Raw genomic sequence first — 23,432 nt, forward strand, 5'->3', positions numbered from 1 at the left:
AGCCACGCCATGACCTTGTCCTCGTCCGAAGCCGCTGCCGGCCCGACCCTGCTTCAGCTTGAAAATGCTGTGCCGGGAATCCCGGCACTCGCCGGCGCGGCGCTTATCATCATCGACGCGCAGGAGGAGTATCGCAAAGGCGCGCTGCCGCTCACGGGTGTGGGTCCGGCTCTAACCCAGGTTGCGGCGCTGCTCTCGGCCAGCCGTGCGGCCGGCGGTACCGTGATCCACATCGTCCACAAGGGCGCTGACGGCACGGTCTTCGATCCGGCTGGCTTCGGCGCCATCATGCCGGAGGTCGCGCCGGTCGAAGGGGAGCCCGTCATCGGCAAGACCGAGCCCAGCGCCTTCGCCGGCACCGGCTTGGCAGACCGGCTGCGCGCGGCCGGCATTAGTCAGATCGTGCTCGCCGGCTTCATGACCCATGTCTGCGTCAGCTCCACCGCACGCGCGGGCAGCGAACTTGGCTTCACCGTGACGGTGGCGGGGGACGCGACGGCGACACGGCCGCTGCCGCATCCGCTGACCGGTGAGACGGTCTCTGCCGCCACGCTTCAGGCGGCGGCGCTGACCGCGATTTCGGATGTCTTCGCGGGCGTCGTCACTACGGCGGCGATCCTCGCCGGCTGACGACGCTTATGCGCCCGCCGCGAGCCAGTCTTCGATCAGGCGGCGGGCGATACTGTCGGGCCCGGGCAGGCGGAAGCCATGCGCCTCGGCGTTCCGGCACATCGCGCGCGTGAACCAGCGCGCATCGGCGAGTTCGGCATCGTGGAAGGTGATCTCCTCCGACAATCCTTCCGCATAGAAGCCAAGCATGAGCGATTGCGGAAAGGGCCAGGGCTGGCTGGAATGATAGCCGACCGCGCCGACGCGCACGCCGGTCTCCTCGTACACTTCGCGCCGCACGGCCTCTTCCAGGCTTTCGCCGGGTTCCACGAAACCCGCGAGCGTCGAATACATGCCCTCGGGGAACCGCGTGGCATGGCCCAGAAGCACGCGATCGTCCTTCACCACCAGCATGATCACGGCGGGGTCCGATCGCGGGAAATGATCGGTGCCGCAGCCCGTGCAATGCATCACATGGCCCGCGCTCTGCGGCACGCAGGCGCTGCCGCAGACACCGCAGAAGCGGGTGCGGCTCCGCCAATGCACCAGGCCCCTGGCATAGGCCAGAATCGAGGCCTCATCCGGCGTCAGCAGCCCGCTGCGCTGGCGGATATCGGCGAATTCGCCCGCATCCGGTGGCAGCAGCGGCAGCACGTCGGCGTGGTGATTGAGATCGACGGCAAAAACCGGCCGCTCCTGCCACAGGCCCAGAAAAATCCAGTGTGCATCGGTGACATCCCAGGCCGCGGAGTCGCTCGGAGTAAAAAAGCGCGCGCCCTCGGCGTGAAACAGGCTTTGGGCCTGCCAAATCGGCACCACCAGCGCCTGCGGAGAGGCAAAGGCGGCTGCGATGAATTCCGCATCACCGCGGCGCTCGGCGACCCTATCGAGCGGACTGCCGGTATAGACATTGGGGCGACTGGGCGAAATTCGGGAAAAGGGCGATGTCTGGGGCACACGCGTTCGTCGCATGGCTCAGACCACTGGACAAGTCGCGATGATGCTTGCGAGAGCCCCGCGGGACGCGTAGAGAACGGCGCCAGGGGGGTCGGCAACGGACGAGCGCCTTGCCAACCCGGTCAGGTCCGGAAGGAAGCAGCCGCAACGAGTTCCGCTCGGGTCGGTGTCCGGCCCCCCGCTTCTCCCAAAATTGTGATCGAAGAAAAAGCCGCTTGGCGCTGCATGGCTTCGGCACTTGCTTTGGCCGGCGTCCTATCGTCTAGAAGGTCGCGTGACCGAAACCGATCCAGCTTCCGAAGACCTGCTGCCTGAACCGCCCGCCACCGGCCCCGGCCTGTTCGGCGATGCGCCGGTTGCACCTGCGCCGGCCACGGTCGCGCCTGCCGCACCCTACCGGGTGTTGGCCCGCGCCTACCGGCCCAGCCGGTTCGAGGATCTCATCGGCCAGGACGCCATGGTGCGTATCCTCAGGCGCGCTTTCGCCACCGGCCGCATCGCCCATGCCTTCATGCTGACGGGCGTGCGCGGCACCGGCAAAACCACCACCGCCCGCATCATCGCCCGCTGCCTCAACTGCACCGGCCCGGATGGGCAGGGCGGCCCCACGGCCGATCCCTGCGGCGTCTGTGCCAATTGCCGCGCCATCATGGCCGACCGTCACCCGGACGTGATCGAGATGGACGCGGCCAGCCGCACCGGCGTCGATGACGTGCGCGAAATCATCGAGGCGACCCGCTTCCGCCCGATGGAAGCGCGCGTCAAAGTCTTCATCATCGACGAAGTCCATATGCTGTCCCGCAACGCCTTCAACGCGCTGTTGAAGACGCTGGAAGAGCCGCCGCCGCATGTGAAATTCGTCTTCGCGACGACCGAGCTGCGCAAGGTGCCGATCACGGTCCTGTCGCGCTGCCAGAAATTTGATCTCCGCCGCATTTCCACGACCGAACTCGCGGCCCATTTCGGCCGCATCGCAACGGCCGAAGGGGTGGCGGTCTCGCCGGAAGCGTTGGAAGTCATTGCCCGTGCGGCAGACGGGTCCGTGCGCGACGGCCTCTCGCTGCTCGACCAGGCAATCGTCATGGGCGCGGTGCAGGATGGCGCAATTACTGCCGAGGCAGTGGCCGATATGTTGGGCCTCGCCGATCAGGGCCTGGTCTTCGATCTGTTCGAGCGGATCATGACAGGGGATGCCGCCGCGGTGCTCGCAGCACTTGATCAGGCGCATGAGCGTGGCGCCGATGCCGGGCTCGTGCTGCAGGATCTGCTGTCGCTGACCCATAGTCTCAGCCGGCTGAAGGCCGCGCCCGCCCTGCGGGAAAGCCCGGACCTGCCGCAGCTCTATCGCGGACGCGGCGCAGATCTCGCCGACCGCCTCTCCATTCCCGTCCTCGGCCGTGCCTGGCAGATGCTCCTCAAGGGCGTGCAGGAGGTCGAGCAGGCGCCTGATCGCCGGGCGGCGGCTGAGATGGTGCTGATCCGCCTGTGTTATCTCTCCGACCAGCCGAGCCCAGGCGATCTCGTCAAGCGGCTGACGGCGGGCGGCGATCTGCCGCGTCCGGCCGCGCCGAGCCTTACCGCTCCGGTCAGTGGCCCGGTCAGCGATAGCGGTGGTCCGGCCAGTGGCGTCCGTGCGGTCATGGGTGGTGGCGGTGGCGGTGCCATGGCGATGCTGCGCGCCGTCCCGGATGCGCCGCCCGTCGCGGTCGCGGCCGTCCCCGCGCCACAGATGGTCGCGCCGCAGATAGCTGAGCCACCTGAGCCTGAGCCTGCGCCCACACCCTTTGTCGCCATGCCGGCCAGCTTTCGCGAAGTCATCTCGCTGGTGCGGGAGCTGAAGGAGCTGACCCTCTACGGACATCTTCTGCATTCCGTGCACTTGGTCCGTTTCGCAGCCCCGGTGATCGAGATCCGGCCAAGGCCGGAAGCGCCGCGGGACGTGTCCTCCCGGCTCGCGGGCCTGCTGCAGGAAGCGACCGGGCAGCGCTGGACCATCGCGATTTCGACCGCCTCGGGTGAGCCGACGATTGATGAACAGCGTACCGCGGCCGACAATCTGCGCGAACAGGAAGCGTCGGCGCATCCGCTCGTGCGTGCCATCATGGACGCCTTCCCGGGGGCGCAGATCGAAAACGTACGCGATCCCATGGTCGATGAATACCGCCTGCCTCCCACGGCGGTGACGGATGACCAGAACGCCGATGCTGACATGGCGCCCGGCGCCGGGGCCTTGCTGCCAGATGATCTGCCGGATTTCGCGCCGCCGGATGCCGAGCTGTTGGACGATACCGATATGGAGATTGAGTGATGAAGAACCTCGCCGGCCTGATGAAGCAGGCCTCCCAGATGCAGCAGAAGATGGCGGACATGCAGGCCGCGCTGGAAACAGCCGAGGTCGAAGGCCAGGCCGGCGCCGGCATGGTGACCGTCGTGCTCAGCGGCAAGGGCGACATGAAGCGCATCAAGATCGACGCCAAGCTCGCCGATCCGAATGAGACCGAGATGCTGGAAGATCTCGTGCTGGCGGCCCATGCCGACGCCCGCCGCAAGGTCGACGCGATGGCAGCCGAAGAGATGCAGAAGGCGACCGGCGGGCTGCAGCTGCCGGCGGGCATGAAGCTGCCCTTCTGATCCAAGCGGGACAGGGTTTTCGCGCGTGGGTGGTCCTGAAGTCGAACGGCTGATCGGGCTCCTGTCCCGTTTGCCGGGGCTGGGTCCGCGCAGCGCGCGCCGTGCTGCGCTCAAGCTGCTCCAGCAGCCCGAATCGCGCATGCTGCCGCTGGCCCAGGCGCTGGTCGATGCCGCGCGGGCCGTAAAGTCCTGCCAGATCTGCGGCAATCTCGATGCCCAGGACCCTTGCGCCATCTGCACCGATCAGCACCGCGACCGCAGCCTCATCTGCGTCGTCGAAGGGGTCGGCGATCTTTGGGCGATCGAAAGGGCGAGCGCGCATCGTGGCCTCTATCATGTGCTGGGCGGCGTGCTCTCGCCGCTGGGCGGCATCGGGCCGGAAGACCTCTCCATCCAGCCGCTGCTCGCCCGCCTGGGCGACGGTTCGGTGCAGGAGGTCATCCTGGCGTTGGGTGCGACCGTCGATGGTGCGGCCACCGCTCATTTCCTCGCCGACCGCATGATGCAAAGCGGTGTCGCCGTCAGCCGGGTCGCCCAGGGCGTGCCCATCGGCGGCGCGCTGGAAGTGCTCGATGACGGCACGCTGTCGACTGCCTTGCGGGCGCGCCGTCCGGCCTGATGACAGTCGCCAGGGCCGCGTCGCGGGATAGCGCCTGGCCGTGTTAATGTGTTTTACAATGAAGAGGTTGACCCGCTTTTGCGCGGCGGCCAACTTGCCTCGACGCCTTCAGGGAGACGACAGATGAAAAGGCTCAATCTTATCGGGCTTGCGGTACCGGCAACGGCGCTCGCCTTGCTCGCCGGCTGTGCGGCGCCGACGCCGACCGGCCCCACCATCACCGCCGTGCCGCCTGCGGGCAAGAACCTGACGCTGTTCCAGAACGAGGATTATACCTGCCGCAACTATGCGCAGCAGGCCGTCGCCTATCCGGCGGCGACGCAGAACAGCCAGGGCAATGGCATCGCGACGGCGGCGATCGGCACCGGCATCGGCGCCGCGGCCGGCGCGCTGCTGGGAGCTGCCGCCGGCAATGCCGGCATGGGTGCGGCGATCGGTGCGGGCGCCGGTCTGCTGGGCGGTTCGGCCGTCGGCGCGGGCCAGACCCAGCACAAGGCTCAGGGCCTGCAGCAGATCTATAACAACGCCTATGCGCAATGCATGACCTCGAAGGGCAATGGCATCGTGCCGGGCTATGGCGGCGGCTACGGCTACTAAGACCGGACGGTCGATCCTGCTGATGCCATCAAGATCGAAACCCTAAATTCGCTTTAATGCGCGGGGGGAGTTTCCTCCGCGCAAAACGCCCCCATCTGAGCTGCAATGAAGGTGTAACGCGCAACCAGGCGCGGCACCGTAAATAGCAGAAGGGGCTTCGTTATGAACAAAGACCACGTTGAAGGTGCCTTTTCCGAAGTGAAGGGCAACGTCAAGGACGCCGTCGGCCAGTTCACCGGCGACACCAAGACCCAGGGGGAAGGCAAGATTGATCAGGTCTCCGGTCGTGCCCAGCAGACCTGGGGCGATGCGCGCGACGCCATCGATTCCGCCGCCGCCGATGCCGCTGAGACGCTGTCTGACGCTGCCAGCCAGGCCCGCAGCACGCTGCGCGATACGGCCGAGACGGTGAAGGCCACCGCCAGCCAGGTTGGCAGCAAGGTCTATGAGGCCGGCACCACCGCCGGGCAGACGATCGCGACCACGGTGAAGGACCAGCCGCTGCTGACCCTGATCGGCGCGGCCGCCATCGGCTACCTGGCCGGCTACCTGCTGCATTCGCCGTCCAGCCCCTTCACGTCGGAGCCGGAGCCCCGCTACCGCCGTGCCATCCGCCGCTGGAGCTAAGGTTCTCTGCCGCATAGGCTTTTGTGAAAACGCGACCCGGGTTCGGGTCGCGTTTTTCATGGCTTCGCCGCGGTCAGGATTCCGATCGCGCGCTTTCGACCGGCAGAATGCTGGCAACCGCCTCGCTAAAGCGGGCGTCCGGGGCGATATCGGGCGCCGCCGCGCCAGCCTCGGTCAGCATCGGCCGCCAGGCGCCGTCGGACAGGATCTCACAGGGCTGAAAGCGGGTTTTGTAGGCCATCTTGCGGCTCTCGGCGACCCAATAGCCCAGATAGACATAGGGCAGTCCCATCGCCCGTGCCTGATCCACCAGGTTGAGGATGGTGAAGGTGCCGAGCGACCGGAAGGCGCTATCGGTCTCGTAGAAGCTGTAGACGGCGGAAAGCCCGTCTCCCAGCTTGTCGACCAGGCAGCAGCCGATCAGACGCTGCGCCGGATCGCGAAACTCTGTCACGAAGGTTTCGATCGGCGTGTCTTCGACCATGGCGCGGTAATCGTAGAAGCTCATCGTTGCCATATCGCCCTCGCCATGGCGGGCGCGCTGATAGCGCTGAAACAGCTGAAATTGTTCCACGGTGGCGATCGCCGGCACTTCCCGCGCCGTCAGGGCGATATTAGCGCGCGCGATGCGGCGCAGCCCGCGGTCAGGCTCGAACAGGCTGACGGGAATACGGATCGGCACGCAGGCTTTGCAATTCGGGCAGACCGGGGCATAGGCGATATTATGGCTGCGGCGAAACCCGGCGCGCGACAGGCGGTCATGCAAAGCTTCTGAATCAGGCCCGGTGAGTTCCGTTACCACCTTCCGCTCTGTGCGGCCCGGCAGGTAAGGGCAAGGCAAAGGCGCGGTCGTGTAGAAGAAATTCGGTCGGCGGATCGTCCGGTAGTTCATCGCCGCTTTACGCCTCCCGCCTCAGAAGCCACCCATCTCTGCCGTTTGTGCCCTGCGCCCATCACCAGCCGCGCGGTGCCAGAGCGCCGGCGCGCACGATGACAAGTCCTGAAATCATGTCATGGATCGTGCGGCGCCGATGGGTAAAAAATGCGACACCCAGCCAGATAACGCCGGCCGCCAGCGTCAGATACAACAGCGCCGTGAAAGCGATCGCCTGCAGCAGTGTCGGGCGGCCCAGATCGTCCGACCGCCGAGCCTGCAGCCCCATCGCCATCTGTCCCGGCGTCGCCATGGCCGGACTTGCCATGAAGCAGGAGTCGTAGATCAGCCCAACGATGAGGATGAGATGAGCCGGTCCATGCAGCAGCCCGAGACTCATGACGTGAATGATGGCAAAGCTGACGGCCAGGCTGAGGGTCAGCAGCGCGATCAGAACGCTATCGATCAGAAAAGCCATAATCCTGCGGCTGGGCACGCCCCAGGTCAGGCTGTCGTCGTCGATGGGCATGGCATGGATCGTTGTCACGAGTGGGACTTTGGCATGATCCTGATCTGCCGGGAAACAACATTCGGCTCCGGTCCGAGTTGCACGCGCCCACCCGCACGCCAGCGTTGCAGGAAGTCGAAGGCGTGGGGGTCCAGGATGTCGCCTGACTGGCCCGGTGCGATGACGAAAAGGCTGCGGTCCAGATTGGCGATATCGTAGACGCCACGCAGTTCCGGTCCATGCACGGCGGTGAATTCCTGGCGCCGGGGCAGAAAGCCGGGGGCCGCCACATTGATCGTGCTCGCGTCGCCGCCCACCGCAATCTCGGTGCGCCCCAGGAAGCCGATCACCGGCAGGCGGCTGAGCAGCGGATGGGCAAAAAGGGCCTCATGCGCATGGCCCCAACGCCAGCCATTCGCATCCGCGCCATGGAAATGCTGCAGCTCCCGCACCGCCTGTTCCAGGGATTGGCGCAGCAGCGGCCCGCAATCGCCCTGGCACCACAGATCGGCCGGGCGCGGCTCACCGGCAACTGCGCCTTTTGCTGCTGGCAGCAGCAAGGATTGAATGAAGGCATCCATCAGCACGGGCGCCGCATCCGGGTCGACGCCGTTCGCCGTCAGCACGGTCTGCCCGAAATCATGCATCCAGGCATTGAAGATCAAAGGCTGCGAAAGGTCGCGCGCCATGCTGCCGTTCCAGTGCCGCAGCAGGGTCGCGGCCGGCGCTGCGGGATCATCGGCCGGCAGCGTCAGGCCCGTCAGCACCGGCAGCAGCCGGCGCGCATAATCGCTCACCACATCCATCTGAATATCGGCCATATCGGAGAGCGTCTGCGGCTCTTGGGCCGCCAGCCGCGCGCGGATGCGGGCGGCGCGCCAGTCGCCATAGGCGTCGCGGCCGAGATTGACGGGAAAACCAGGGCCCGCTGTCGGCTCATTGGCATTGACGAGTTCGCCGGAGGGCGGATTGACGCTATGCGGCAGCGCGTCGCCCGCCGCCCAGCCGGTCCAGTCATGCTGTCCGTCCGCGCCGTCCACCGGCCAGGCGCCGTCACCCGCGCGGCGCAGCGGCACGCGCCCTGTCGTGTAGAAGGCAATATTGCCGGCGGTATCGACCGCCATCAGATTTTGCACCGGGCTGGTGATATGCGGCGCCGCCCGCCCGACGTCTGAGACCCAGCGCGCATGGTTGAGCATCATCAGCCCATCCGCGTCGGTACCCTGCGGTGCCAGATTGCCCATCGCCACCGCCAGCACCGTATGCGCGGCGGGTCCGTCGTCGATCACCGGCCCATGGCGGGTCGTCAGCACGTCCAGTACGGTATCCTTCTGGCCGCGCACATGGATGACCTCGCGGCGATGGCCGAAGGGCAGGGGACCGGTCGGCGATTCGTAATGCTGGCCGTCCGCCGTGACATGTTCGATGAAAATATCCTGCGTGTCGGCGCCCGTCGTGGTGAAGGTCCAGGCGACATGCTCGTTATGGCCGATCAGCATGAAGGGCAGGCCGGGCACCGTCGCCCCCGCCAGCAGGCCTTCGGGCGTGTCGATCCGGGCCAGATACCAAAGGCCGGGAAAGCCGAAGGCCAAATGCGGGTCGCCGGCCAGCATCGGCTGCCCGGTATCGGTATGCGCGCCCGAGACCGCCCATTCGTTGGAGGCCTGCGCTGGCTGCGTGAAGGGCGCCGGGAATTGCCGAATCTGGCGGAGCGCCGCCTGGGCGAGCTGGACGGCCGCAGGAGAGACGGCGGCCGCCTGACCGGCCGCGGGCAGGCCAGAGTTCGCATGCGGCCAGAGAGACTCAATTTTGGCCCGGCTCAGCTTGGAGGAGAGGGCGAGGCGGGCAAGCTCCGTGCGCCAGTTGCCTGACAGCCACAGGCCTATGGTCTTGCCCCACAGCAGGCTGTCCACCACCGTCCAGGGCGCCGGCCTGCCGAGAAACAGGTATTCGGGTGCGGCCAGCCGGCCGCGCTTCTGCAGCCAGGCATTGACGCCATCGGCATAAGCCTGCAGCTCGGCCCGTGCCGCGGGCGACAGACCCCGCGCATCCGCCTCGGCGCTCGCCCGAATGCCAAGGATGCGCATCTCACGGTCATTGGCCAATGCCGCTGGGCCCAGCAACTCGGCCAAATCGCCGCCCGCCGCCCGCCGCATCAGATCCATCTGAAAAAAGCGGTCGCGGGCGTGAATATAGCCCAGCGCCAGGGCCGCATCCGTATCCGAGGAGGCGCGGATGAAGGGAATATCGTCGCTGTCGAAGGTGACGCCAACCGGGTCGGTCACGCTCGCCGTTTGCAGGGTGTCGTCCTGCGGCGGCAGGATGCGCCAGATCAGGGCCGAGACGGCGACCACGGCCAGGCCCAGAACGAGGGCCGCCGCCGTCAGGCGCCGCCGCCAGCGTCGCGGCAGAAGACTGGAACGGCGGGGCTTTCCGGCCCTTTCGGCCTTGTTCGCGCTCTGAGCTATGGTCTCTGTCCCCGCGGTTGAAGCCAAGTCCCGTTAGGGTCATGACTGTCGCGGAAAGTGCAAGTGCCGTCTGCATGACAGGGTGCGGGCACCGCGTGCATCCCGACGCTCACAGGAAGGCTTCCGATGCTCCCGATCCAGAAAACGGTGCGCTACCTCCTCGCCGATGGTTTTCACGACATGGCCTATGCGGCATGGGGCGACTCCGCCCGCATGCCGGTTGTCTGCGTGCATGGACTGACCCGCCAGGGCCGGGATTTTGACCGCCTGGCCGCGGCGCTGGCGGATGACTTCTACGTCCTCTGCCCTGACCTGCCGGGCCGCGGCCGGTCGGACTGGCTGGCCGGTCCCGCTTTCTACACGCCGCTCACCTATGTCACGGCCCTGGCGGCGCTGCTCGCCACCCTGCCGCCTTCGGTCCATTGGGTCGGCACGTCCTTGGGCGGCATCTGCGGCATGATCCTGGCCGCCCAGAGCAAGTCGCCACTGGCCAGGCTGGTGCTGAATGATGTCGGCCCCTTCATCCCGGCCGCGGCCATCGCCCGGATCAGGGAGTACATGCAGCCGCCGCCGGTCCTGGCCGATGTCGTGGCATTGGAAGGGCTGCTGCGCGTGGTGCATGCGGCCTTCGGCGTGCCGGACGATGCCGGCTGGGCAGAGATGGCGCGCCACTCCGTCCGCCACCTGCCCGACGGTGGCGTGACCTTGCATTACGATCCGGCGATCGCCGAGGCTTTCCGGGAGCAGGAGCCGGCGGATGTGAACCTGCGCGACTTCTGGGAAAAGATCACGATCCCGACATTCACAATCCGCGGCGCGTTGAGTGATCTCCTTCTGCCGGAGACTCTGGCCGAGATGGAGCAGGCGGGATCACGCAGCCTGACACTGCCCGATGTCGGCCATGCCCCGGCCCTGATGGATGGCAAAACCATCTCCGCGATACGGGGGTTCTTGGTCGAAAACTGAGCCGATGCCCGTCTGGCGCACGCCTTCCTTCCCCCAACGCATAGCCCTGGAAGGTTCGTGGTCATAATTTCACTTGCGCCCGGGGGCTATGGACCGCATAACCCGCCGCCTTGGCCCCAGGGGGCATGTCATGAGGGCATGTCCAACAGGCTGTCTACTGGTTGAGGGAGCATGCGCATGAACGCACTTGCCCGACTGGGGATGGTCTCGGATTTCCCGAGCGAGAACCAGACGTCTGCAACGGCCGCCCAGGCGGAAGAGCAGAAGGATTATTGGATCGAACGCGACGGGCAGCGGTTTGCTGGAATGCATCTGCTGGTCGATCTCTGGGGAGCGAGCAATCTCGCCGAACCAGACCATATCGATCGCGCGCTGCGTGAAGCGGCGACGGTTGCGGGTGCGACGATCCTGCATTCGCATTTCCACCACTTCTCGCCTAACGGCGGCGTGTCGGGCGTGCTGGTGCTGGCGGAGAGCCATATCTCCATCCACACCTGGCCTGAGAAGAACTTTGCCGCCATCGACATCTTCATGTGCGGTGACTGCGATCCGCGTCTCGGCATTCCGGTGCTCGAAGCGGCCTTCTCGCCGTCGCGCATCGATCTCGATGAGCAGCGCCGCGGCGTCCGCGGCGAATAACGCCCGCCCATCCTTCCTCGACCAATGACGCGCGGTCCCGTTCGCAGCGATCCGGCTGCGAACGGGACCGCGCGTCTCTCTACCCGGAGCACCGGCATGGCGACCGATAGCTGGCTGAACGAAACGCTTTATCCCGGCTGGGGCCAGCGTTTCCGCGTCACGCGTGAATTGGCGCGCGTGCAGAGCGACTTTCAGGACATCGTCGTCTTTGAAAGCGAGTCGCATGGGCGCGTCCTCGTGCTCGACGGCGCCATCCAGATCACTGAAGGCGACGAATTCGTCTATCAGGAAATGCTGACCCATGTGCCGCTGCTGGCGCACGGCAATGCCCGCCGCGTGCTCATCATCGGTGCCGGTGACGGCGGCGTGCTGCGCCGCGTGCTCGAGCACAGCACGGTTGAAAAGGCCGTGATGTGCGAAATCGACGGTGAGGTCGTGCGCCTGTCGAAGGAGTTTCTGCCCAAGATTGCAGGCGATGCCTGGACCAATCCGCGTGGCGAAGTCATCATCGGCGACGGTATCGACTATGTGCGCCGCGCCCCGGATGCGAGCTTTGACGTCATCATCGTCGATTCGACTGACCCCATCGGTGTGGGCGAGGTTCTGTTCACGGACGAGTTTTACCAGAACAGCGCCCGCATCCTCACCGAGGGCGGCCTCATCGTGAACCAGTGCGGCGTGCCGTTCATGCAGGCCGATGAACTGCGTGAAACCAGCCTGCGCCGCCGCCAGTTCTTCCCCCATGTCGGCGCCTATATCGCGGCCGTGCCGACCTATGTCGGCGGCTTCATGACGCTGGGCTGGGCCGCGAAGCAGCCGGACATCGCGAGCGTGGATGTGTCAACCATCCGCGCGCGTGCGGAAGCCGCGGGCATTCTGGGCAATACGCGCTACTGGACGCCGGAAGTCCATCACGCGTCCTTCCAGCTGCCGCCCTATATCGCCGAACATCTGCCCGTCTGACGGTCTTTCCCCGGCTCGCGTTTGACGCCATTCTATGGCGTCGAGCACAGCCCGAGGAATTCTGACGTGAGATCTGCCCGATGAATGCGACGACCTATCTTCTTGTGGCGCTGGGTGGCGCATTGGGCAGTGTCGGTCGTGCCTGGGTCGGCAGTCATGCCGCCCGCCTGCTCGGTATCGGATTTCCCTGGGGCACGATGATCATCAACGTCGTGGGCTCGGCGGTCATCGGCATCGTCGCGGCGACAGCACTCGCCCCCAGCCGCTCCTTCCTGACGACGGACCTGCGGATCTTCCTCATGGTGGGTGTCTGCGGGGGCTTCACCACCTTTTCGTCCTTCAGCCTGCAGACCTTCGAGTTGCTGCGGGAAGGCCGCATGGCCGCCGCCTTCGCCAATATCCTGCTCTCGGTCTGCCTCTGCGTCATCGTGACGGCCGCCGGCTATCTCGCCACGGCGTCGCTGGTCTCGCGGTAAGCTAGGCCGCACGTCCCATTTCTGCGCGCGTCTCCTCCAGATCGTGGGCAGTCTGAAGGTTCATCCAGAATTCGGCGCTATTGCCGAAACGGCCAGACAGCAGAATGGCGGTTCGCGCCGTGATGCGAGTCTCCCCGCGCAGAAGTCGGGTGATCAGGTTAGCCGGCACGGCGAGGTCCCGCGCCAGAGCGCGTGCGGAAATTCCGAGAGGCTCCATGAACTCGTGCCGCAAAACCGCGCCGGGGGTGATGAGCCCGATGGTCTCACCGGAAGACACGTCTGACCAATCGGCGTCAGCTGCGTCATCGCGCTTCAGGCTCTTCGCCATCTGATTCTCCTAATGATAATCGGCGATTTCGACATCATAGGCGTCACCATCCCGCCACACGAAACACAGCCGCCATTGGTCGTTGACCCTGATGCTATGCTGGCCGTCCCGATCGCCGCGCAGCCGCTCAAGCCGATTACCGGGAGGCACTTTCAAGTCATCCAAGATGGTCGAGGCGTCCAGAGCGCGTAGCTTGCGTCGCGCTACCAGGGCGATGTCCGCAGGAAATACCTTGGGCAACTTGTTCGCAAACACTGCTTGCGTCCGCCGGTCACGGAAGGACTTGATCACTCCGTTACATAGCGTGTAACGGCCAGCGCGTAAAGGTGCAGCTTCGTGCGACCGATTGAGCCGGCTGAGCGCTAACCCTGCCGCAGCAGCGCGCCCGCGAGATACAGCGATCCGCAAATCAGCACGCGTGCCGGGCTGGCGGGCGCTTCGGCCGCCAATCGGCGCAGCGCCTCTGCCGCGATGCCGCCCGACCGCGCAGCACCACCAGAGGCGGTGATGACATCCTCGACCGACAGCGCCAGATGCTGTCCGGGTTCGGCCACGGCCCAGACTGAAGCAGCGAAGGGCAGGATCGGCTTGAGGAATTCGGCCGCATCCTTGCCCTGCTTCATGCCGACGACCAGATGCAGCGGCCGGTCGGTCCAGGCGGGCAGATGCTGGGCGAGCGCTTCGCCAGCACCCGGATTATGGGCGCCGTCCAGCCACAATTCCCATCCCGCGGGCAGAAGCCCGGCAAGCGGACCGCGCAACCGCTGCATGCGTCCGGCCCATTCGGCCTCCGCCAGGCCCGTTGCGAAAGCCCGGTCAGGGATCATCAGGCCTGACGCCCGCAAGCCAGCGACCGCAATGCCCGCATTGTCATATTGATGCGGCCCGACCAGGGACGGAAAGGGCAGGGACAGGCTGCCGTGTTGATCGGCAAAGTCCAGCCCGTCGGATACGGGGGTGATGCGCCAATCCCTGTCGCGCGCCAGCAAAGCGGCGCCTCGCTCGGTAGCGATGCGGGTGAAGACCTCCAGAACCTCGGGCTTCTGGCGTCCCGTCACCACCGGCACACCCGGCTTGATGATGCCGGCTTTCTCGGCCGCAATCCCGGTCAGGCTGTCGCCCAGAAAATCCCGATGGTCGATGGAGATGGAGGTAATGCCGCAGGCTGCGGGCTTGGCCACCACATTGGTCGCGTCGCCGCGGCCGCCGAGTCCCACTTCCAGAATGCAGAGATCGGCCGGGTCTTCGGCAAACAATACGAAGGCCGCAGCGGTGATGACTTCAAAAACCGTCACGGCCGCGCCGTCATTGACTCGCTCGACCAGTTCCAGCGTGTCTGCCAGCCGCCGATGCGAGACCAGCCCATCACTCAAGCGGATGCGTTCGTTGAAATCGATCAGATGTGGTGAGGTATAAACCTGTACGCGTAGGCCCGCCGCTTCCGCGACCGCCCGGGCGAAGGCGCAAGTACTGCCCTTGCCGTTGGTCCCTGCCACATGCAGCACGGGTGCCAACCTCTGATGCGGATTGCCGAGCTTGACCAGCAGCCCCAGCAGCCGGCCCATATCGAGGTCGATGGCGCGCGGATACAGGCTCAGCAGCCGCTCCAGGATGCCGTCAACCCGCGGGTCCTGGCTCCGTTCCCGCTCGCGAATGGCGAGGCCGGCCAATCTCCTGGCGCCTCAGGCGACGAGTTCAGTGGAAGGCGTCGGCTGCTCGGATATCACCGGCGGCAGCAGCAGGCTGGTGACCCGGATCAGGGTCTCGCGCAGGTCGCCGCGACGGGCGATCAGATCGATGATGCCGTGGTCATAGAGATATTCCGAGCGCTGGAAACCATCCGGCAGCTTTTCGCGCACCGTCTGCTCAATCACGCGGGCGCCGGCGAAGCCGATCATCGCCCCCGGTTCGGCAATCTGGATGTCGCCCAGCATGGCGAAGCTCGCGGTCACGCCGCCGGTCGTGGGGTCGGTCAGCACGACGATATAGGGCAGCCCTGCTTCCTTCACCATTTGCGCGGCAATGGTCGTACGCGGCATCTGCATCAGGCTGATGGCCCCTTCCATCATGCGGGCGCCCCCCGAGGCGGTGTACATGATGAACGGCGCCTTCTGCAGCACCGCAAGCCGGGCGGCCGCGACAATGCCTTCACCCACGGCCGCACCCATCGAGCCGCCCAGGAAGCCGAATTCCATCGCCGCGATCACGGCCTTGCGGCCACCAAGCTGACCGTGGCCCACGATGATCGCGTCATCCAGGCGGGTCTTGTCGCGCGCGTCCTTCAGCTTGTCGGTGTAGCGTTTCTGGTCGCGGAAGCGCAGCGGGTCCTGCGGCACGCGCGGCGTCTCGATCTGCGTGAACTGGCCGTCGTCAAAGGTCCATTTCAGGCGTTCGCGCGCGGTCGCCCGCATATGATGGCCGCAATGCGGGCAGACCTTCAGATTGGCCTCCAGATCGCGCTGAAAGATCATCTGCTGACAGGCCGGGCACTGGTGCCACAGGTTGTCGGGCACTTCCTTGCGGCCCAGCAGGGTGCGGATCTTGGGGCGGACGAATTCGGTGAGCCAGCTCATATTGGGTCTTTCAGCTCAGGAACGGGACAGGCGTTTCAGGCCGCCACGCGGACGCCGCGCACGGCATCGGCCAAAGCGCGCACCTGGGACAGCACGATCTCGGCCGTGTCGGCGCGTGCCCGTCCGTTTTCATCGAGAGACTTGGACAGAAGGTCAATCAGAGAGGAAGCGACCACGGCGGCATCGCCGATGCGGGTCGCATTCGCCGCCTGTTCGGGCGTGCGGATGCCGAAACCGATGGCGATCGGCAGGTCGCTATATTTGCGAATACGCGGAATGGCGCTCGACAGATCGGCGGAGGAGGCCGTGCGCGTCCCGGTGATGCCGGTGATGCTGACGTAGTAGATGAAGCCGGAACTGCCTTCCAGAACATAGGGTAGCCGGGCGTCGTCGGTTGTCGGCGCAATCAGCTTGATGATGTCAAGCCCGCTTGCTTTCGCGTGCGGCGCCAGCAATTGGCCCTCTTCCGAGGGCAGATCGACGGCGATGATGCCGTCCACGCCGGCAGCCGCCGCATCCTGGCAAAAAACCTGCGGCCCATAGGCCACGATCGGGTTGAGATAGCCCATCAGGATGATCGGCGTGCGGTTGTCCTGTTCGCGGAAGCGGCGGACCATCGCCAGCGTGCCGCGCAGCGACGCGCCGGAGGCGAGCGCCCGCTGCCCGGCCTTCTGGATGGTCGGCCCATCTGCCATCGGATCGGTGAAGGGCATGCCGATTTCGATCAAATCGGCGCCGGCGCCGGGCATGCCGTCCAGGATCGCCTGGCTGGTTTCCAGATCCGGGTCGAAGGCTTCGAGAAAGGGAATGAGCGCGCCGCGCCCTTCCTTCTTCAGGCTCGCGAAGCGGGCGGCGATGCGGCTCAAATCTCGGCCCCCGTATGGGCGGCAACCGTGAAGATGTCCTTGTCACCACGGCCGCTGAGGTTGAGGAGGATGATCTGGTCCGGGCTCATGCCGGGCGCGATCTTGGCGATATGGGCCAGCGCATGGGCGCATTCGAGGGCGGGGATGATGCCTTCGACCTTGCAGCACAGCTGGAAGGCTTCCAGCGCCTCGTCATCATTGATGGGCACATATTCGACGCGGCCGGTCTCGAACAGGAAGGAATGCTCGGGCCCGATGCCCGGATAGTCCAGGCCGGCGCTGATCGAATGCGCTTCCTGAATCTGCCCGTCCGTATTCTGCAGCAGATAGGTCATATTACCGTGCAGCACGCCGGGCGTGCCACGGTTGAGGCTTGCCGCCGTCTTGTCGGTGTCGATGCCATGGCCGCCGGCTTCGACGCCGATCAGGCGCACAGCGTCGTCCAGGAAGGGATGAAAGAGACCGATGGCGTTTGATCCGCCGCCGACGGAGGCGATCGCCACATCCGGCAGGCGACCCTCGGCTTCCAGCATCTGGGCCCGCGCCTCATTGCCGATAACGCATTGGAAATCGCGCACCATGGCGGGGTAGGGGTGTGGGCCTGCCGCGGTGCCGATGAGGTAATAGGTATCCTCGACATTGGCGACCCAGTCGCGCAGCGCCTCGTTCATCGCGTCCTTCAGCGTCCCGGCGCCTGCTTCCACGGCGCGCACTTCGGCGCCCAGCAGCTTCATGCGGAAGACGTTCGGCTTCTGCCGCTCGACATCGGTCACGCCCATATAGATCGTGCAGGGCAGGCCAAACAGGGCGCAGACGGTTGCCGTCGCCACGCCGTGCTGGCCGGCGCCGGTCTCGGCGATGATGCGGGTCTTGCCCATGCGGCGGGCAAGCAGAATCTGGCCCATGCAGGCGTTGATCTTGTGCGCGCCGGTATGATTGAGGTCTTCGCGCTTGAAGTAGATCTTGGCGCCGCCGAAATGGCGCGTCAGACGCTCGGCAAACCACAAGGCGCTGGGGCGGCCCACGTAATTCTTCAGATAGCCGTCCAGTTCGACCTGGAAAGCGGGGTCGTTCTGCGCGGCCTCATAGGCACGCTCGACCTCCAGAATCGCCGGCATAAGCGTCTCAGCGACATAACGGCCGCCGAAAATGCCGAAATGGCCCTGCTCGTCAGGACCCTGGCGCAGACTGTTGACGCCGCTTGCGGCGTCCTTTGGTGCAAAATGCTTGTTCACGGGACCCCCTGATCGGTGTTCTCATACTCCGCGACCGTTTCACCCGAAAGGGCGGAGGCCGCGTTTCGTGACGCCGTGATGAAATTCCTGATACGCGTTAAATCCTTTACGCCCGGCGCGCTTTCGACGCCGGACGAAACATCGACGGCTGAGGCCCCCGAGGCCGCAATCGCCTGCTCCACATTCTCGGGCGTCAGGCCGCCGGCCAATATCCAGGGCAGGCGCGGTTGCCAGCCGGCCAGGATAGACCAGTCCAGCACCGTCGCATTCCCGCCCGGCCGATCGGCGCCCGGCGGCGGCTTGCTTTCGATCATCAGCCCGTCCAACCCGCGGCCCGAATCTTCTGCGGCAGCAAGCTCGGCCGTCGCGGAGACGCCGCGGGCAAGCCAGACAGGCCGGCCGAACCGCGCGCGAATGGCCTGGGCCAGTTCGGGCGGGCCGTAGATCTGGAAAATATCGAGCTTCATGGTCTCCAGAGTTTCGGCGATCTGCTCCAGCTCAGGCTTGACGAAGAGGCCGACAGACGGCGGCCCGTCGCGCCGGGTCGCGCGGATGGCGGCCGCCTGGGTGGGCGTCACGAAGCGCGGCGAGCGCGGAAAGAAGACAAAGCCCACATAATCCGCGCCGGCTTCGACCGTCGCCTCATAGGCGGCGGCGTCATTCATGCCGCAGATTTTGACCTTCATGCGGCCCGGCCTTCCGCCAGATCGGCGGCAATCGCGCGGGCGGCGCCAGCGGGGTCGGCCGCTCCGGTGATCGGCCGGCCGATCACCAGCCAGTCGGCCCCGGCCGCGAGCGCCTCTCGCGGGGTCAGGGTGCGGGCCTGATCGCCGGCAGCCGCACCCACCGGGCGAATGCCGGGCACCACCAGCAGCGGCTCCGGCCCGATCTCGGCGCGCAGCATGGCCACTTCCTGCGGGCTGCAGACCAGCCCGTCGGCGCCGGCTTTCAGCGCGAGCTTCGCCAGGCGCAGAACCTGTGCGGCGGGGGTATCGGCGACACCGGTCTCGGCCAGCGCTTCCGCCGACAAGCTGGTGAGCACGGTGACAGCCAGCAGCTTCGGTCGCGTAGAACCAGCCGTCTCAGCCGCATGACGCGCAGCGGCGATCATAGCCGTGCCACCACCGGCATGCAGGGTCAGCATCGCGGCCCCAAGCGGCAGCACGGCAGTGACGCCGCCTGCGACGGTATTGGGGATGTCATGCAGCTTGAGGTCGAGGAAGACGGGCTTGTCGGTCACCGCCCGCACCCCGGCCGCGCCATGGGCGAGGTAGAAGGCAAGCCCCAGTTTCAGCAGTCCGACCGTGCCATCCAGTTGCCGTGACCAGGCCTGGGCGACCCGCAGATCCGCGGTGTCGATCGCAGCGATGATAGGATTGGCGGGGTTGGTCATCTCTCAGGCTTCCGGCGGGGGCAAAGGCGTGGCGCTCGCCCCGGCCATGGCGGGCACGCGGGTCGGCCGCAGCTCGGTCGTGGCGATGATGGGCGGCTGCACGCGCAGTTCCGCCTCGGCAAGCTGTGCCTGCAGGCGGCGGACCTGTGCTTCGGCACGGCGCGCGCGCCGGCCCAGGCCCAGATGATCGAGCCAGACGACAGCCGCGCCGAGCAAAAAGGCGAGCGCCATGCCGACCAGGATGGCGATGGAAAGCGGCACGGTCGCCGCGTAATCGGTCGGCCAGAAGCCAAGCGTCACGGCTTCCCGGTTGGACAGGCCGAAGACGATCAGGATGAGAACGAGGATGAGAGCAGGGATCAAACGGAGCATGACGATAGTGTACGCTATCCGCGGGGATTGAGAAACTCCGCCCCGGTCAACGCTTCCGTCAGTGAACTGGGATGCGTGGCATGTGGGAGCGGCGGCTCAGTGGTGGCGTATCCACCAGCGGGCGCCGGCCAGCAGCACAATCAAAGCCAGGGGCGTCGCCCAGGAGATCGTCTCAGCAGACATTCAATCCACCAATTTTTCCAAAATCGCCTGTGCCACAAGATGCGCTAAGATACCCACAACGCACCAACAGACTACCACAAAAATCAGCAGCCAGTGCACATGATATGGGGGCGCATGTTCGGTAATGGCCACGCCCGGCACCACAAAAGCCGCGACGACGGCGCTCACGGCAAGGGAATTGAAGAAGCTTCCAGCAAGCTTCAGCTTCTCGTTGTGCGCGGTTTTGCCCAGCGGGCGTTTTCGCGCCACAGATGAATCTACTCGCCTTTGACGCCCGGTATGGGGCCGCGATTGACGCGGGTGCGCAATTCCTTGCCGGCCTTGAAGAAGGGCACCACCTTCTCATCCACCGCAACCGCCTCGCCTGTGCGCGGGTTGCGTCCGGTGCGGGCCACGCGTTGCTTGACGGTGAAAGCCCCGAAGCCGCGCAGCTCCACGCGCTCACCGCGGGCGAGGGCCACGCTGATCTGATCGAAAATGGTGCCGACGATGGTTTCCACATCCTTGGCGGTCAGATGCGGATTGGCCTCGGCGAGTGCGGCGATCAGCTCAGACTTCGTCATGCGGCTGGCCTTCACCCTTCGCTCACGGACTTTCGATCGTGACGCGCCAAGAGAAGGCCACGCGTGCCGACCCGTCGTCCAGGGCGTGTCAGTCGGCGCAAGGCTGCCAGAGTGCTACCGCGCCGTCAAGCGGAACTGTCTGGGAAAACAAGAGATTAGCCAATCCGCTCAGCCGAATTCCGAAAAGCGATACCCCTGTCTTTCGCACATGCACATCGTGGCTTGGCAGGCTGGTCGATATTCCGTGAGCCGAGGCAAGCCAGGCGCGCGCGTCATCCTCGCCACCGATCTGATCGACCAGATGCAGGCCGATCGCCTGGCGTCCGGTATAGGCGCGCCCATCGGCCAGTTTCGTCACGTCATCGACGCTCATATGGCGTCCATCGGCCACCATGCCGACGAACTGATCGTACAGATCCATGAGCAGGGATTGCAGCGCCGCGTGCCCCGCCTCGGTCATCGGGGCTGAGAAGCTGGGCTGGCCCTTCAGCGGGCCGGAGACGAGCGTCTGCACGTCAATCCCCAGCTTATCGAGAAGGCCGGAGAATTCGGGCGCTTCCATGATGACGCCGATCGAACCGGTGATCGTCGCATTGCGGGCGAAGATGCGCGCAGCGGGGACGGCGATCATATAGCCGGCCGAGGCCGCCGTGCCGCCCATGACGGTCACCACCGGCTTGACCGCGGCCACGCGGGCGATGGCGTCATGCAGCGCCTCGCCCCCGGCGACAGATCCGCCAGGACTGTCGATCTCCACCATCAGCGCCGCGACATCGGGGTCGCGGGCCAGGCGGGAGACGGCGCGGACCCGCTTCTCGTCGTCGGTGATGATGCCGTTCACATGCAGCACGGCGACATAGCGTTGGCCGGGCATTTGGAAACCGGCGCGGCCGATGACGGCCAGCGCCGCCAGCAGCACGGCCAGGATCGCGATCACCCGCCAGGTGACAAGCCGGCGCTTGAGGCGGCGGCGGTCGAGAAAGAGGTCGGTTTCCAGGGTCATGCAGGCGTCTCGCTCTCTGTCCCGGCGCAAAAGAAAAAGGCCGCGGGCAGCGCTTTCGCACCACCCGCGGCCTCTATTTACCTAGGCTGTGACGCCCAGGTCGAGCGATCACTCGGGCTGCTGGTTACGGCGACGGATCGCCGCACCCAGGATGTCACCCAGCGAGGCGCCGGAGTCGGCAGAGCCGTATTCCTGAACCGCCTGCTTGTCCTCGTCCATTTCCTTGCCGCGGATGGTCAGCGCCAGCTTGCGGGCCGCGCGGTCCACCGAGATGATCTTCGCATCAACCTTTTCGCCCACGGCGAAACGGTCGGGGCGCTGATCGGCCTTGTCGCGGGCCAGTTCGGCGCGGCGGATGAAGCCGGTCAGAACCTCGTCGACGGAGACTTCGACGCCATTGGCCTGCACGGCCGTCACGACGCAGGTCACGATATCGCCCTTGTGGACGCGATCGAACACGCCGGCCGCCGGATCATCACGCAGCTGCTTGATGCCAAGGCTGATGCGCTCCTTCTCGACATCGACGTCGAGAACCTTCGCCTTGATGACGTCACCCTTGTTGAAGCGGGTGATCGCCTGCTCGCCGGCTTCGTCCCAGGACAGGTCCGACATATGGGCCATGCCGTCGATATCCGCGGTGATGGCGATGAAGAGGCCGAATTCCGTGATGTTGCGGATTTCGCCTTCGATCTCGCTGCCGACCGGATGCTCTTCGACGAACTGCTCCCAGGGGTTGCGCTGAACCTGCTTGAGGCCGAGCGAAATGCGGCGCTTGGAAGCGTCCACATCCAGCACCAGCACATCTACTTCCTGGCTGGTCGCCACGATCTTGCCCGGATGGACGTTCTTCTTCGTCCAGGACATTTCGGACACGTGCACCAGACCTTCGACGCCCGGCTCCAGCTCCACGAAGGCGCCGTAGTCGGTGATGTTCGTAACCCGGCCGGTGAACTTCGCATTCGGCGGATACTTCGCCGCCACGCCTTCCCACGGATCGATCTCAAGCTGCTTCATGCCGAGGCTGATGCGCTGCGTGTCCTGGTTGAAGCGGATGACCTGCACCTTGACGGGCTGGCCGATCTGCAGGGCCTCGCTCGGGTGGTTGATGCGGCGCCAGGCGATGTCGGTGACATGCAGCAGGCCGTCCACGCCGCCCAGATCGACGAAGGCGCCGTAGTCGGTGATGTTCTTTACAACGCCGTCGAGCACCATGCCTTCCTTCAGGCCCTGGATCAGCTCGCTGCGCTGCTCCGCACGGGTCTCTTCCAGAACGGCGCGGCGGGACACCACGATATTGCCGCGGGCGCGGTCCATTTTCAGGATCTGGAACGGCTGCGGCGTGCCCATCAGGGGGCCGACGTCGCGGACGGGGCGGATATCGACCTGGCTGCCCGGCAGGAAGGCCACGGCGCCGCCGAGGTCGACGGTGAAGCCACCCTTGACGCGGCTGTAGATCGTGCCGTTCACGCGCTGGTTGGCGGCATGGGCCTTTTCAAGATTGGTCCAGGACTCTTCACGGCGGGCCTTCTCGCGCGACAGCACGATCGAACCGTCACGGTCCTCGTAGCGCTCGACGTAAAGCTCGACGACGTCGCCGATCGCGACTTCCGGCTTCTGGCCCGGCGGGCCGAATTCCTTCAGGGGGACGCGGCCTTCGCTCTTCAGGCCGACATCGACGATCACGGCATCGTCGGTAACGCGGAGAACGCGGCCGGAAACGACGGAACCATCGAAGCCGGTGTCACGGCCGAGGGTCTCGTCCAGAAGGGACGCAAAATCCTCCTCCGCGGACATATCGCGTGGGCGGAGGTCGGAACTGGCTGACATGTGGCTGTTTCTGTCCTTGATCAGAAGCGTGCGGCCCGCAAAGGCGCCGCACAGGGTCTGCGCATCGGGGCCTAAGGGACTATCCCCGGCCGACACGGCTTGCCCGCATTTCATGCGGGCCGGTTGAAACTCTGCCGGATACGCGCTGTGCGACG

At 65.8% G+C, this 23,432-nt stretch carries 27 protein-coding genes and 1 other RNA gene; 11 read left to right on the forward strand and 17 right to left on the reverse strand.

Annotation, left to right across the window (positions count from 1 at the left end):
* Positions 1–9 precede the first annotated feature (9 nt).
* The gene (locus AC3G7M_RS09155) at positions 10–630 is read left to right on the forward strand and encodes a cysteine hydrolase family protein (RefSeq protein WP_489215844.1); all 621 of its coding nucleotides are present in this window, start codon (positions 10–12) and stop codon (positions 628–630) included.
* A 6-nt stretch (positions 631–636) separates the two neighbouring features.
* Here the strand turns inward: AC3G7M_RS09155 and nudC are convergent, their stop codons facing one another.
* Positions 637–1,581, reverse strand: coding sequence for an NAD(+) diphosphatase (gene nudC / locus AC3G7M_RS09160; RefSeq protein WP_489215846.1), 945 nt, complete (start codon positions 1,579–1,581; stop codon positions 637–639).
* Positions 1,582–1,651: 70 nt separating this feature from the next.
* Between nudC and ffs the strand changes: the two genes are divergently transcribed.
* The 6 genes from ffs (at position 1,652) to AC3G7M_RS09190 (ending at position 6,040) form a co-directional block, all read left to right on the forward strand.
* Positions 1,652–1,749: signal recognition particle sRNA small type (gene ffs, locus AC3G7M_RS09165), an RNA gene on the forward strand.
* Between the two features lie 91 nt (positions 1,750–1,840).
* Positions 1,841–3,874, forward strand: coding sequence for a DNA polymerase III subunit gamma/tau (locus AC3G7M_RS09170; protein ID WP_489215848.1), 2,034 nt, complete (start codon positions 1,841–1,843; stop codon positions 3,872–3,874).
* A complete protein-coding gene (locus tag AC3G7M_RS09175) occupies positions 3,874–4,197 on the forward strand; it encodes a YbaB/EbfC family nucleoid-associated protein (protein WP_489215849.1) in 324 nt (107 codons plus the stop codon). The genes AC3G7M_RS09170 and AC3G7M_RS09175 overlap by 1 nt, the downstream gene beginning before the upstream one ends.
* A 25-nt stretch (positions 4,198–4,222) precedes the next feature.
* Positions 4,223–4,816, forward strand: a complete 594-nt coding sequence (recR, locus tag AC3G7M_RS09180) for a recombination mediator RecR (protein ID WP_489215851.1) — start codon at positions 4,223–4,225, stop codon at positions 4,814–4,816.
* A gap of 123 nt (positions 4,817–4,939) precedes the next feature.
* Positions 4,940–5,413: a glycine zipper family protein gene (locus AC3G7M_RS09185; RefSeq protein WP_489215853.1), complete on the forward strand. Its 474-nt coding sequence runs from the start codon at positions 4,940–4,942 to the stop codon at positions 5,411–5,413.
* A gap of 162 nt (positions 5,414–5,575) precedes the next feature.
* Entirely contained in the window at positions 5,576–6,040 is a 465-nt protein-coding gene (locus tag AC3G7M_RS09190; protein ID WP_489215855.1) for a CsbD family protein, read from the forward strand.
* Positions 6,041–6,113: 73 nt separating this feature from the next.
* On the opposite strand, the gene AC3G7M_RS09195 is transcribed toward AC3G7M_RS09190, so the two are convergent.
* From AC3G7M_RS09195 to AC3G7M_RS09205, 3 genes are all read right to left on the reverse strand, one after another.
* Positions 6,114–6,932, reverse strand: a complete 819-nt coding sequence (locus AC3G7M_RS09195) for an arginyltransferase (protein ID WP_489215857.1) — start codon at positions 6,930–6,932, stop codon at positions 6,114–6,116.
* A 61-nt stretch (positions 6,933–6,993) separates the two neighbouring features.
* Positions 6,994–7,443, reverse strand: coding sequence for an RDD family protein (locus AC3G7M_RS09200; protein WP_489215859.1), 450 nt, complete (start codon positions 7,441–7,443; stop codon positions 6,994–6,996).
* Positions 7,444–7,457: 14 nt separating this feature from the next.
* Positions 7,458–9,917: a penicillin acylase family protein gene (locus AC3G7M_RS09205; RefSeq protein WP_489215861.1), complete on the reverse strand. Its 2,460-nt coding sequence runs from the start codon at positions 9,915–9,917 to the stop codon at positions 7,458–7,460.
* 99 nt (positions 9,918–10,016) lie between these two features.
* Between AC3G7M_RS09205 and AC3G7M_RS09210 the strand changes: the two genes are divergently transcribed.
* The 4 genes from AC3G7M_RS09210 (at position 10,017) to crcB (ending at position 12,934) form a co-directional block, all read left to right on the forward strand.
* Positions 10,017–10,856, forward strand: a complete 840-nt coding sequence (locus AC3G7M_RS09210) for an alpha/beta fold hydrolase (RefSeq protein ID WP_489215863.1) — start codon at positions 10,017–10,019, stop codon at positions 10,854–10,856.
* Positions 10,857–11,033: 177 nt separating this feature from the next.
* Complete coding sequence (gene speD / locus AC3G7M_RS09215; RefSeq protein ID WP_489215865.1) at positions 11,034–11,495, forward strand: adenosylmethionine decarboxylase; 462 nt, start codon at positions 11,034–11,036, stop codon at positions 11,493–11,495.
* A 96-nt stretch (positions 11,496–11,591) separates the two neighbouring features.
* Positions 11,592–12,458: a polyamine aminopropyltransferase gene (speE, locus tag AC3G7M_RS09220; RefSeq protein ID WP_489215867.1), complete on the forward strand. Its 867-nt coding sequence runs from the start codon at positions 11,592–11,594 to the stop codon at positions 12,456–12,458.
* A gap of 80 nt (positions 12,459–12,538) precedes the next feature.
* Positions 12,539–12,934 (forward strand): fluoride efflux transporter CrcB, encoded by a 396-nt coding sequence (gene crcB / locus AC3G7M_RS09225; protein ID WP_489215868.1) that lies wholly within the window; start codon positions 12,539–12,541, stop codon positions 12,932–12,934.
* Position 12,935: 1 nt separating this feature from the next.
* Here crcB and AC3G7M_RS09230 read toward each other — a convergent pair whose 3' ends face one another.
* From AC3G7M_RS09230 to rpsA, 13 genes are all read right to left on the reverse strand, one after another.
* On the reverse strand, positions 12,936–13,262 hold the full coding sequence (locus AC3G7M_RS09230; RefSeq protein ID WP_489215870.1) for a HigA family addiction module antitoxin: 327 nt from the start codon (positions 13,260–13,262) through the stop codon (positions 12,936–12,938).
* A 9-nt stretch (positions 13,263–13,271) separates the two neighbouring features.
* Positions 13,272–13,553 (reverse strand): type II toxin-antitoxin system RelE/ParE family toxin, encoded by a 282-nt coding sequence (locus tag AC3G7M_RS09235; protein ID WP_489215872.1) that lies wholly within the window; start codon positions 13,551–13,553, stop codon positions 13,272–13,274.
* A 71-nt stretch (positions 13,554–13,624) separates the two neighbouring features.
* Positions 13,625–14,932, reverse strand: a complete 1,308-nt coding sequence (locus AC3G7M_RS09240) for a bifunctional folylpolyglutamate synthase/dihydrofolate synthase (RefSeq protein WP_489215874.1) — start codon at positions 14,930–14,932, stop codon at positions 13,625–13,627.
* Between the two features lie 12 nt (positions 14,933–14,944).
* Positions 14,945–15,835 carry an acetyl-CoA carboxylase, carboxyltransferase subunit beta gene (gene accD / locus AC3G7M_RS09245; protein WP_489215876.1) on the reverse strand — a complete coding sequence of 297 codons (891 nt, stop codon included), beginning with the start codon at positions 15,833–15,835 and terminating at the stop codon, positions 14,945–14,947.
* Between the two features lie 35 nt (positions 15,836–15,870).
* Complete coding sequence (trpA, locus tag AC3G7M_RS09250) at positions 15,871–16,701, reverse strand: tryptophan synthase subunit alpha (protein ID WP_489215878.1); 831 nt, start codon at positions 16,699–16,701, stop codon at positions 15,871–15,873.
* Complete coding sequence (gene trpB, locus AC3G7M_RS09255) at positions 16,698–17,936, reverse strand: tryptophan synthase subunit beta (protein WP_489215880.1); 1,239 nt, start codon at positions 17,934–17,936, stop codon at positions 16,698–16,700. The genes trpA and trpB overlap by 4 nt, the downstream gene beginning before the upstream one ends.
* Positions 17,933–18,622, reverse strand: coding sequence for a phosphoribosylanthranilate isomerase (locus AC3G7M_RS09260; RefSeq protein ID WP_489215881.1), 690 nt, complete (start codon positions 18,620–18,622; stop codon positions 17,933–17,935). Before AC3G7M_RS09260 ends, trpB begins: the two co-directional genes overlap by 4 nt.
* A complete protein-coding gene (pyrF, locus tag AC3G7M_RS09265) occupies positions 18,619–19,329 on the reverse strand; it encodes an orotidine-5'-phosphate decarboxylase (RefSeq protein ID WP_489215883.1) in 711 nt (236 codons plus the stop codon). The genes AC3G7M_RS09260 and pyrF overlap by 4 nt, the downstream gene beginning before the upstream one ends.
* Before the next feature lie 3 nt (positions 19,330–19,332).
* Positions 19,333–19,701 (reverse strand): LapA family protein, encoded by a 369-nt coding sequence (locus AC3G7M_RS09270; protein WP_489215885.1) that lies wholly within the window; start codon positions 19,699–19,701, stop codon positions 19,333–19,335.
* Positions 19,702–19,884: 183 nt separating this feature from the next.
* Positions 19,885–20,133, reverse strand: coding sequence for a hypothetical protein (locus AC3G7M_RS09275; RefSeq protein ID WP_489215887.1), 249 nt, complete (start codon positions 20,131–20,133; stop codon positions 19,885–19,887).
* Positions 20,134–20,141: 8 nt separating this feature from the next.
* Complete coding sequence (gene ihfB, locus AC3G7M_RS09280; RefSeq protein ID WP_489215889.1) at positions 20,142–20,447, reverse strand: integration host factor subunit beta; 306 nt, start codon at positions 20,445–20,447, stop codon at positions 20,142–20,144.
* 88 nt (positions 20,448–20,535) lie between these two features.
* Positions 20,536–21,450, reverse strand: a complete 915-nt coding sequence (sppA, locus tag AC3G7M_RS09285; RefSeq protein WP_489215891.1) for a signal peptide peptidase SppA — start codon at positions 21,448–21,450, stop codon at positions 20,536–20,538.
* A 108-nt stretch (positions 21,451–21,558) separates the two neighbouring features.
* Complete coding sequence (gene rpsA / locus AC3G7M_RS09290) at positions 21,559–23,277, reverse strand: 30S ribosomal protein S1 (protein ID WP_489215893.1); 1,719 nt, start codon at positions 23,275–23,277, stop codon at positions 21,559–21,561.
* Positions 23,278–23,432: the final 155 nt, after the last annotated feature.

This window comes from Acidisoma sibiricum, from assembly GCF_057837225.1.

What these genes read in the sequence shown, in the direction of transcription:
- sppA (WP_489215891.1), bottom strand. Translation starts at nt 21,450, where the DNA reads ATGACCCTGGAAACCGACCTCTTTCTCGACCGCCGCCGCCTCAAGCGC.
- AC3G7M_RS09155 (WP_489215844.1), top strand. Translation starts at nt 10, where the DNA reads ATGACCTTGTCCTCGTCCGAAGCCGCTGCCGGCCCGACCCTGCTTCAG.
- AC3G7M_RS09185 (WP_489215853.1), top strand. Translation starts at nt 4,940, where the DNA reads ATGAAAAGGCTCAATCTTATCGGGCTTGCGGTACCGGCAACGGCGCTC.
- AC3G7M_RS09175 (WP_489215849.1), top strand. Translation starts at nt 3,874, where the DNA reads ATGAAGAACCTCGCCGGCCTGATGAAGCAGGCCTCCCAGATGCAGCAG.
- ihfB (WP_489215889.1), bottom strand. Translation starts at nt 20,447, where the DNA reads ATGACGAAGTCTGAGCTGATCGCCGCACTCGCCGAGGCCAATCCGCAT.
- nudC (WP_489215846.1), bottom strand. Translation starts at nt 1,581, where the DNA reads ATGCGACGAACGCGTGTGCCCCAGACATCGCCCTTTTCCCGAATTTCG.
- speD (WP_489215865.1), top strand. Translation starts at nt 11,034, where the DNA reads ATGAACGCACTTGCCCGACTGGGGATGGTCTCGGATTTCCCGAGCGAG.
- AC3G7M_RS09260 (WP_489215881.1), bottom strand. Translation starts at nt 18,622, where the DNA reads ATGAAGGTCAAAATCTGCGGCATGAATGACGCCGCCGCCTATGAGGCG.
- speE (WP_489215867.1), top strand. Translation starts at nt 11,592, where the DNA reads ATGGCGACCGATAGCTGGCTGAACGAAACGCTTTATCCCGGCTGGGGC.
- rpsA (WP_489215893.1), bottom strand. Translation starts at nt 23,277, where the DNA reads ATGTCAGCCAGTTCCGACCTCCGCCCACGCGATATGTCCGCGGAGGAG.
- AC3G7M_RS09200 (WP_489215859.1), bottom strand. Translation starts at nt 7,443, where the DNA reads ATGCCCATCGACGACGACAGCCTGACCTGGGGCGTGCCCAGCCGCAGG.
- pyrF (WP_489215883.1), bottom strand. Translation starts at nt 19,329, where the DNA reads ATGACCAACCCCGCCAATCCTATCATCGCTGCGATCGACACCGCGGAT.
- AC3G7M_RS09195 (WP_489215857.1), bottom strand. Translation starts at nt 6,932, where the DNA reads ATGAACTACCGGACGATCCGCCGACCGAATTTCTTCTACACGACCGCG.
- crcB (WP_489215868.1), top strand. Translation starts at nt 12,539, where the DNA reads ATGAATGCGACGACCTATCTTCTTGTGGCGCTGGGTGGCGCATTGGGC.
- AC3G7M_RS09230 (WP_489215870.1), bottom strand. Translation starts at nt 13,262, where the DNA reads ATGGCGAAGAGCCTGAAGCGCGATGACGCAGCTGACGCCGATTGGTCA.
- AC3G7M_RS09190 (WP_489215855.1), top strand. Translation starts at nt 5,576, where the DNA reads ATGAACAAAGACCACGTTGAAGGTGCCTTTTCCGAAGTGAAGGGCAAC.
- AC3G7M_RS09210 (WP_489215863.1), top strand. Translation starts at nt 10,017, where the DNA reads ATGCTCCCGATCCAGAAAACGGTGCGCTACCTCCTCGCCGATGGTTTT.
- accD (WP_489215876.1), bottom strand. Translation starts at nt 15,835, where the DNA reads ATGAGCTGGCTCACCGAATTCGTCCGCCCCAAGATCCGCACCCTGCTG.
- AC3G7M_RS09270 (WP_489215885.1), bottom strand. Translation starts at nt 19,701, where the DNA reads ATGCTCCGTTTGATCCCTGCTCTCATCCTCGTTCTCATCCTGATCGTC.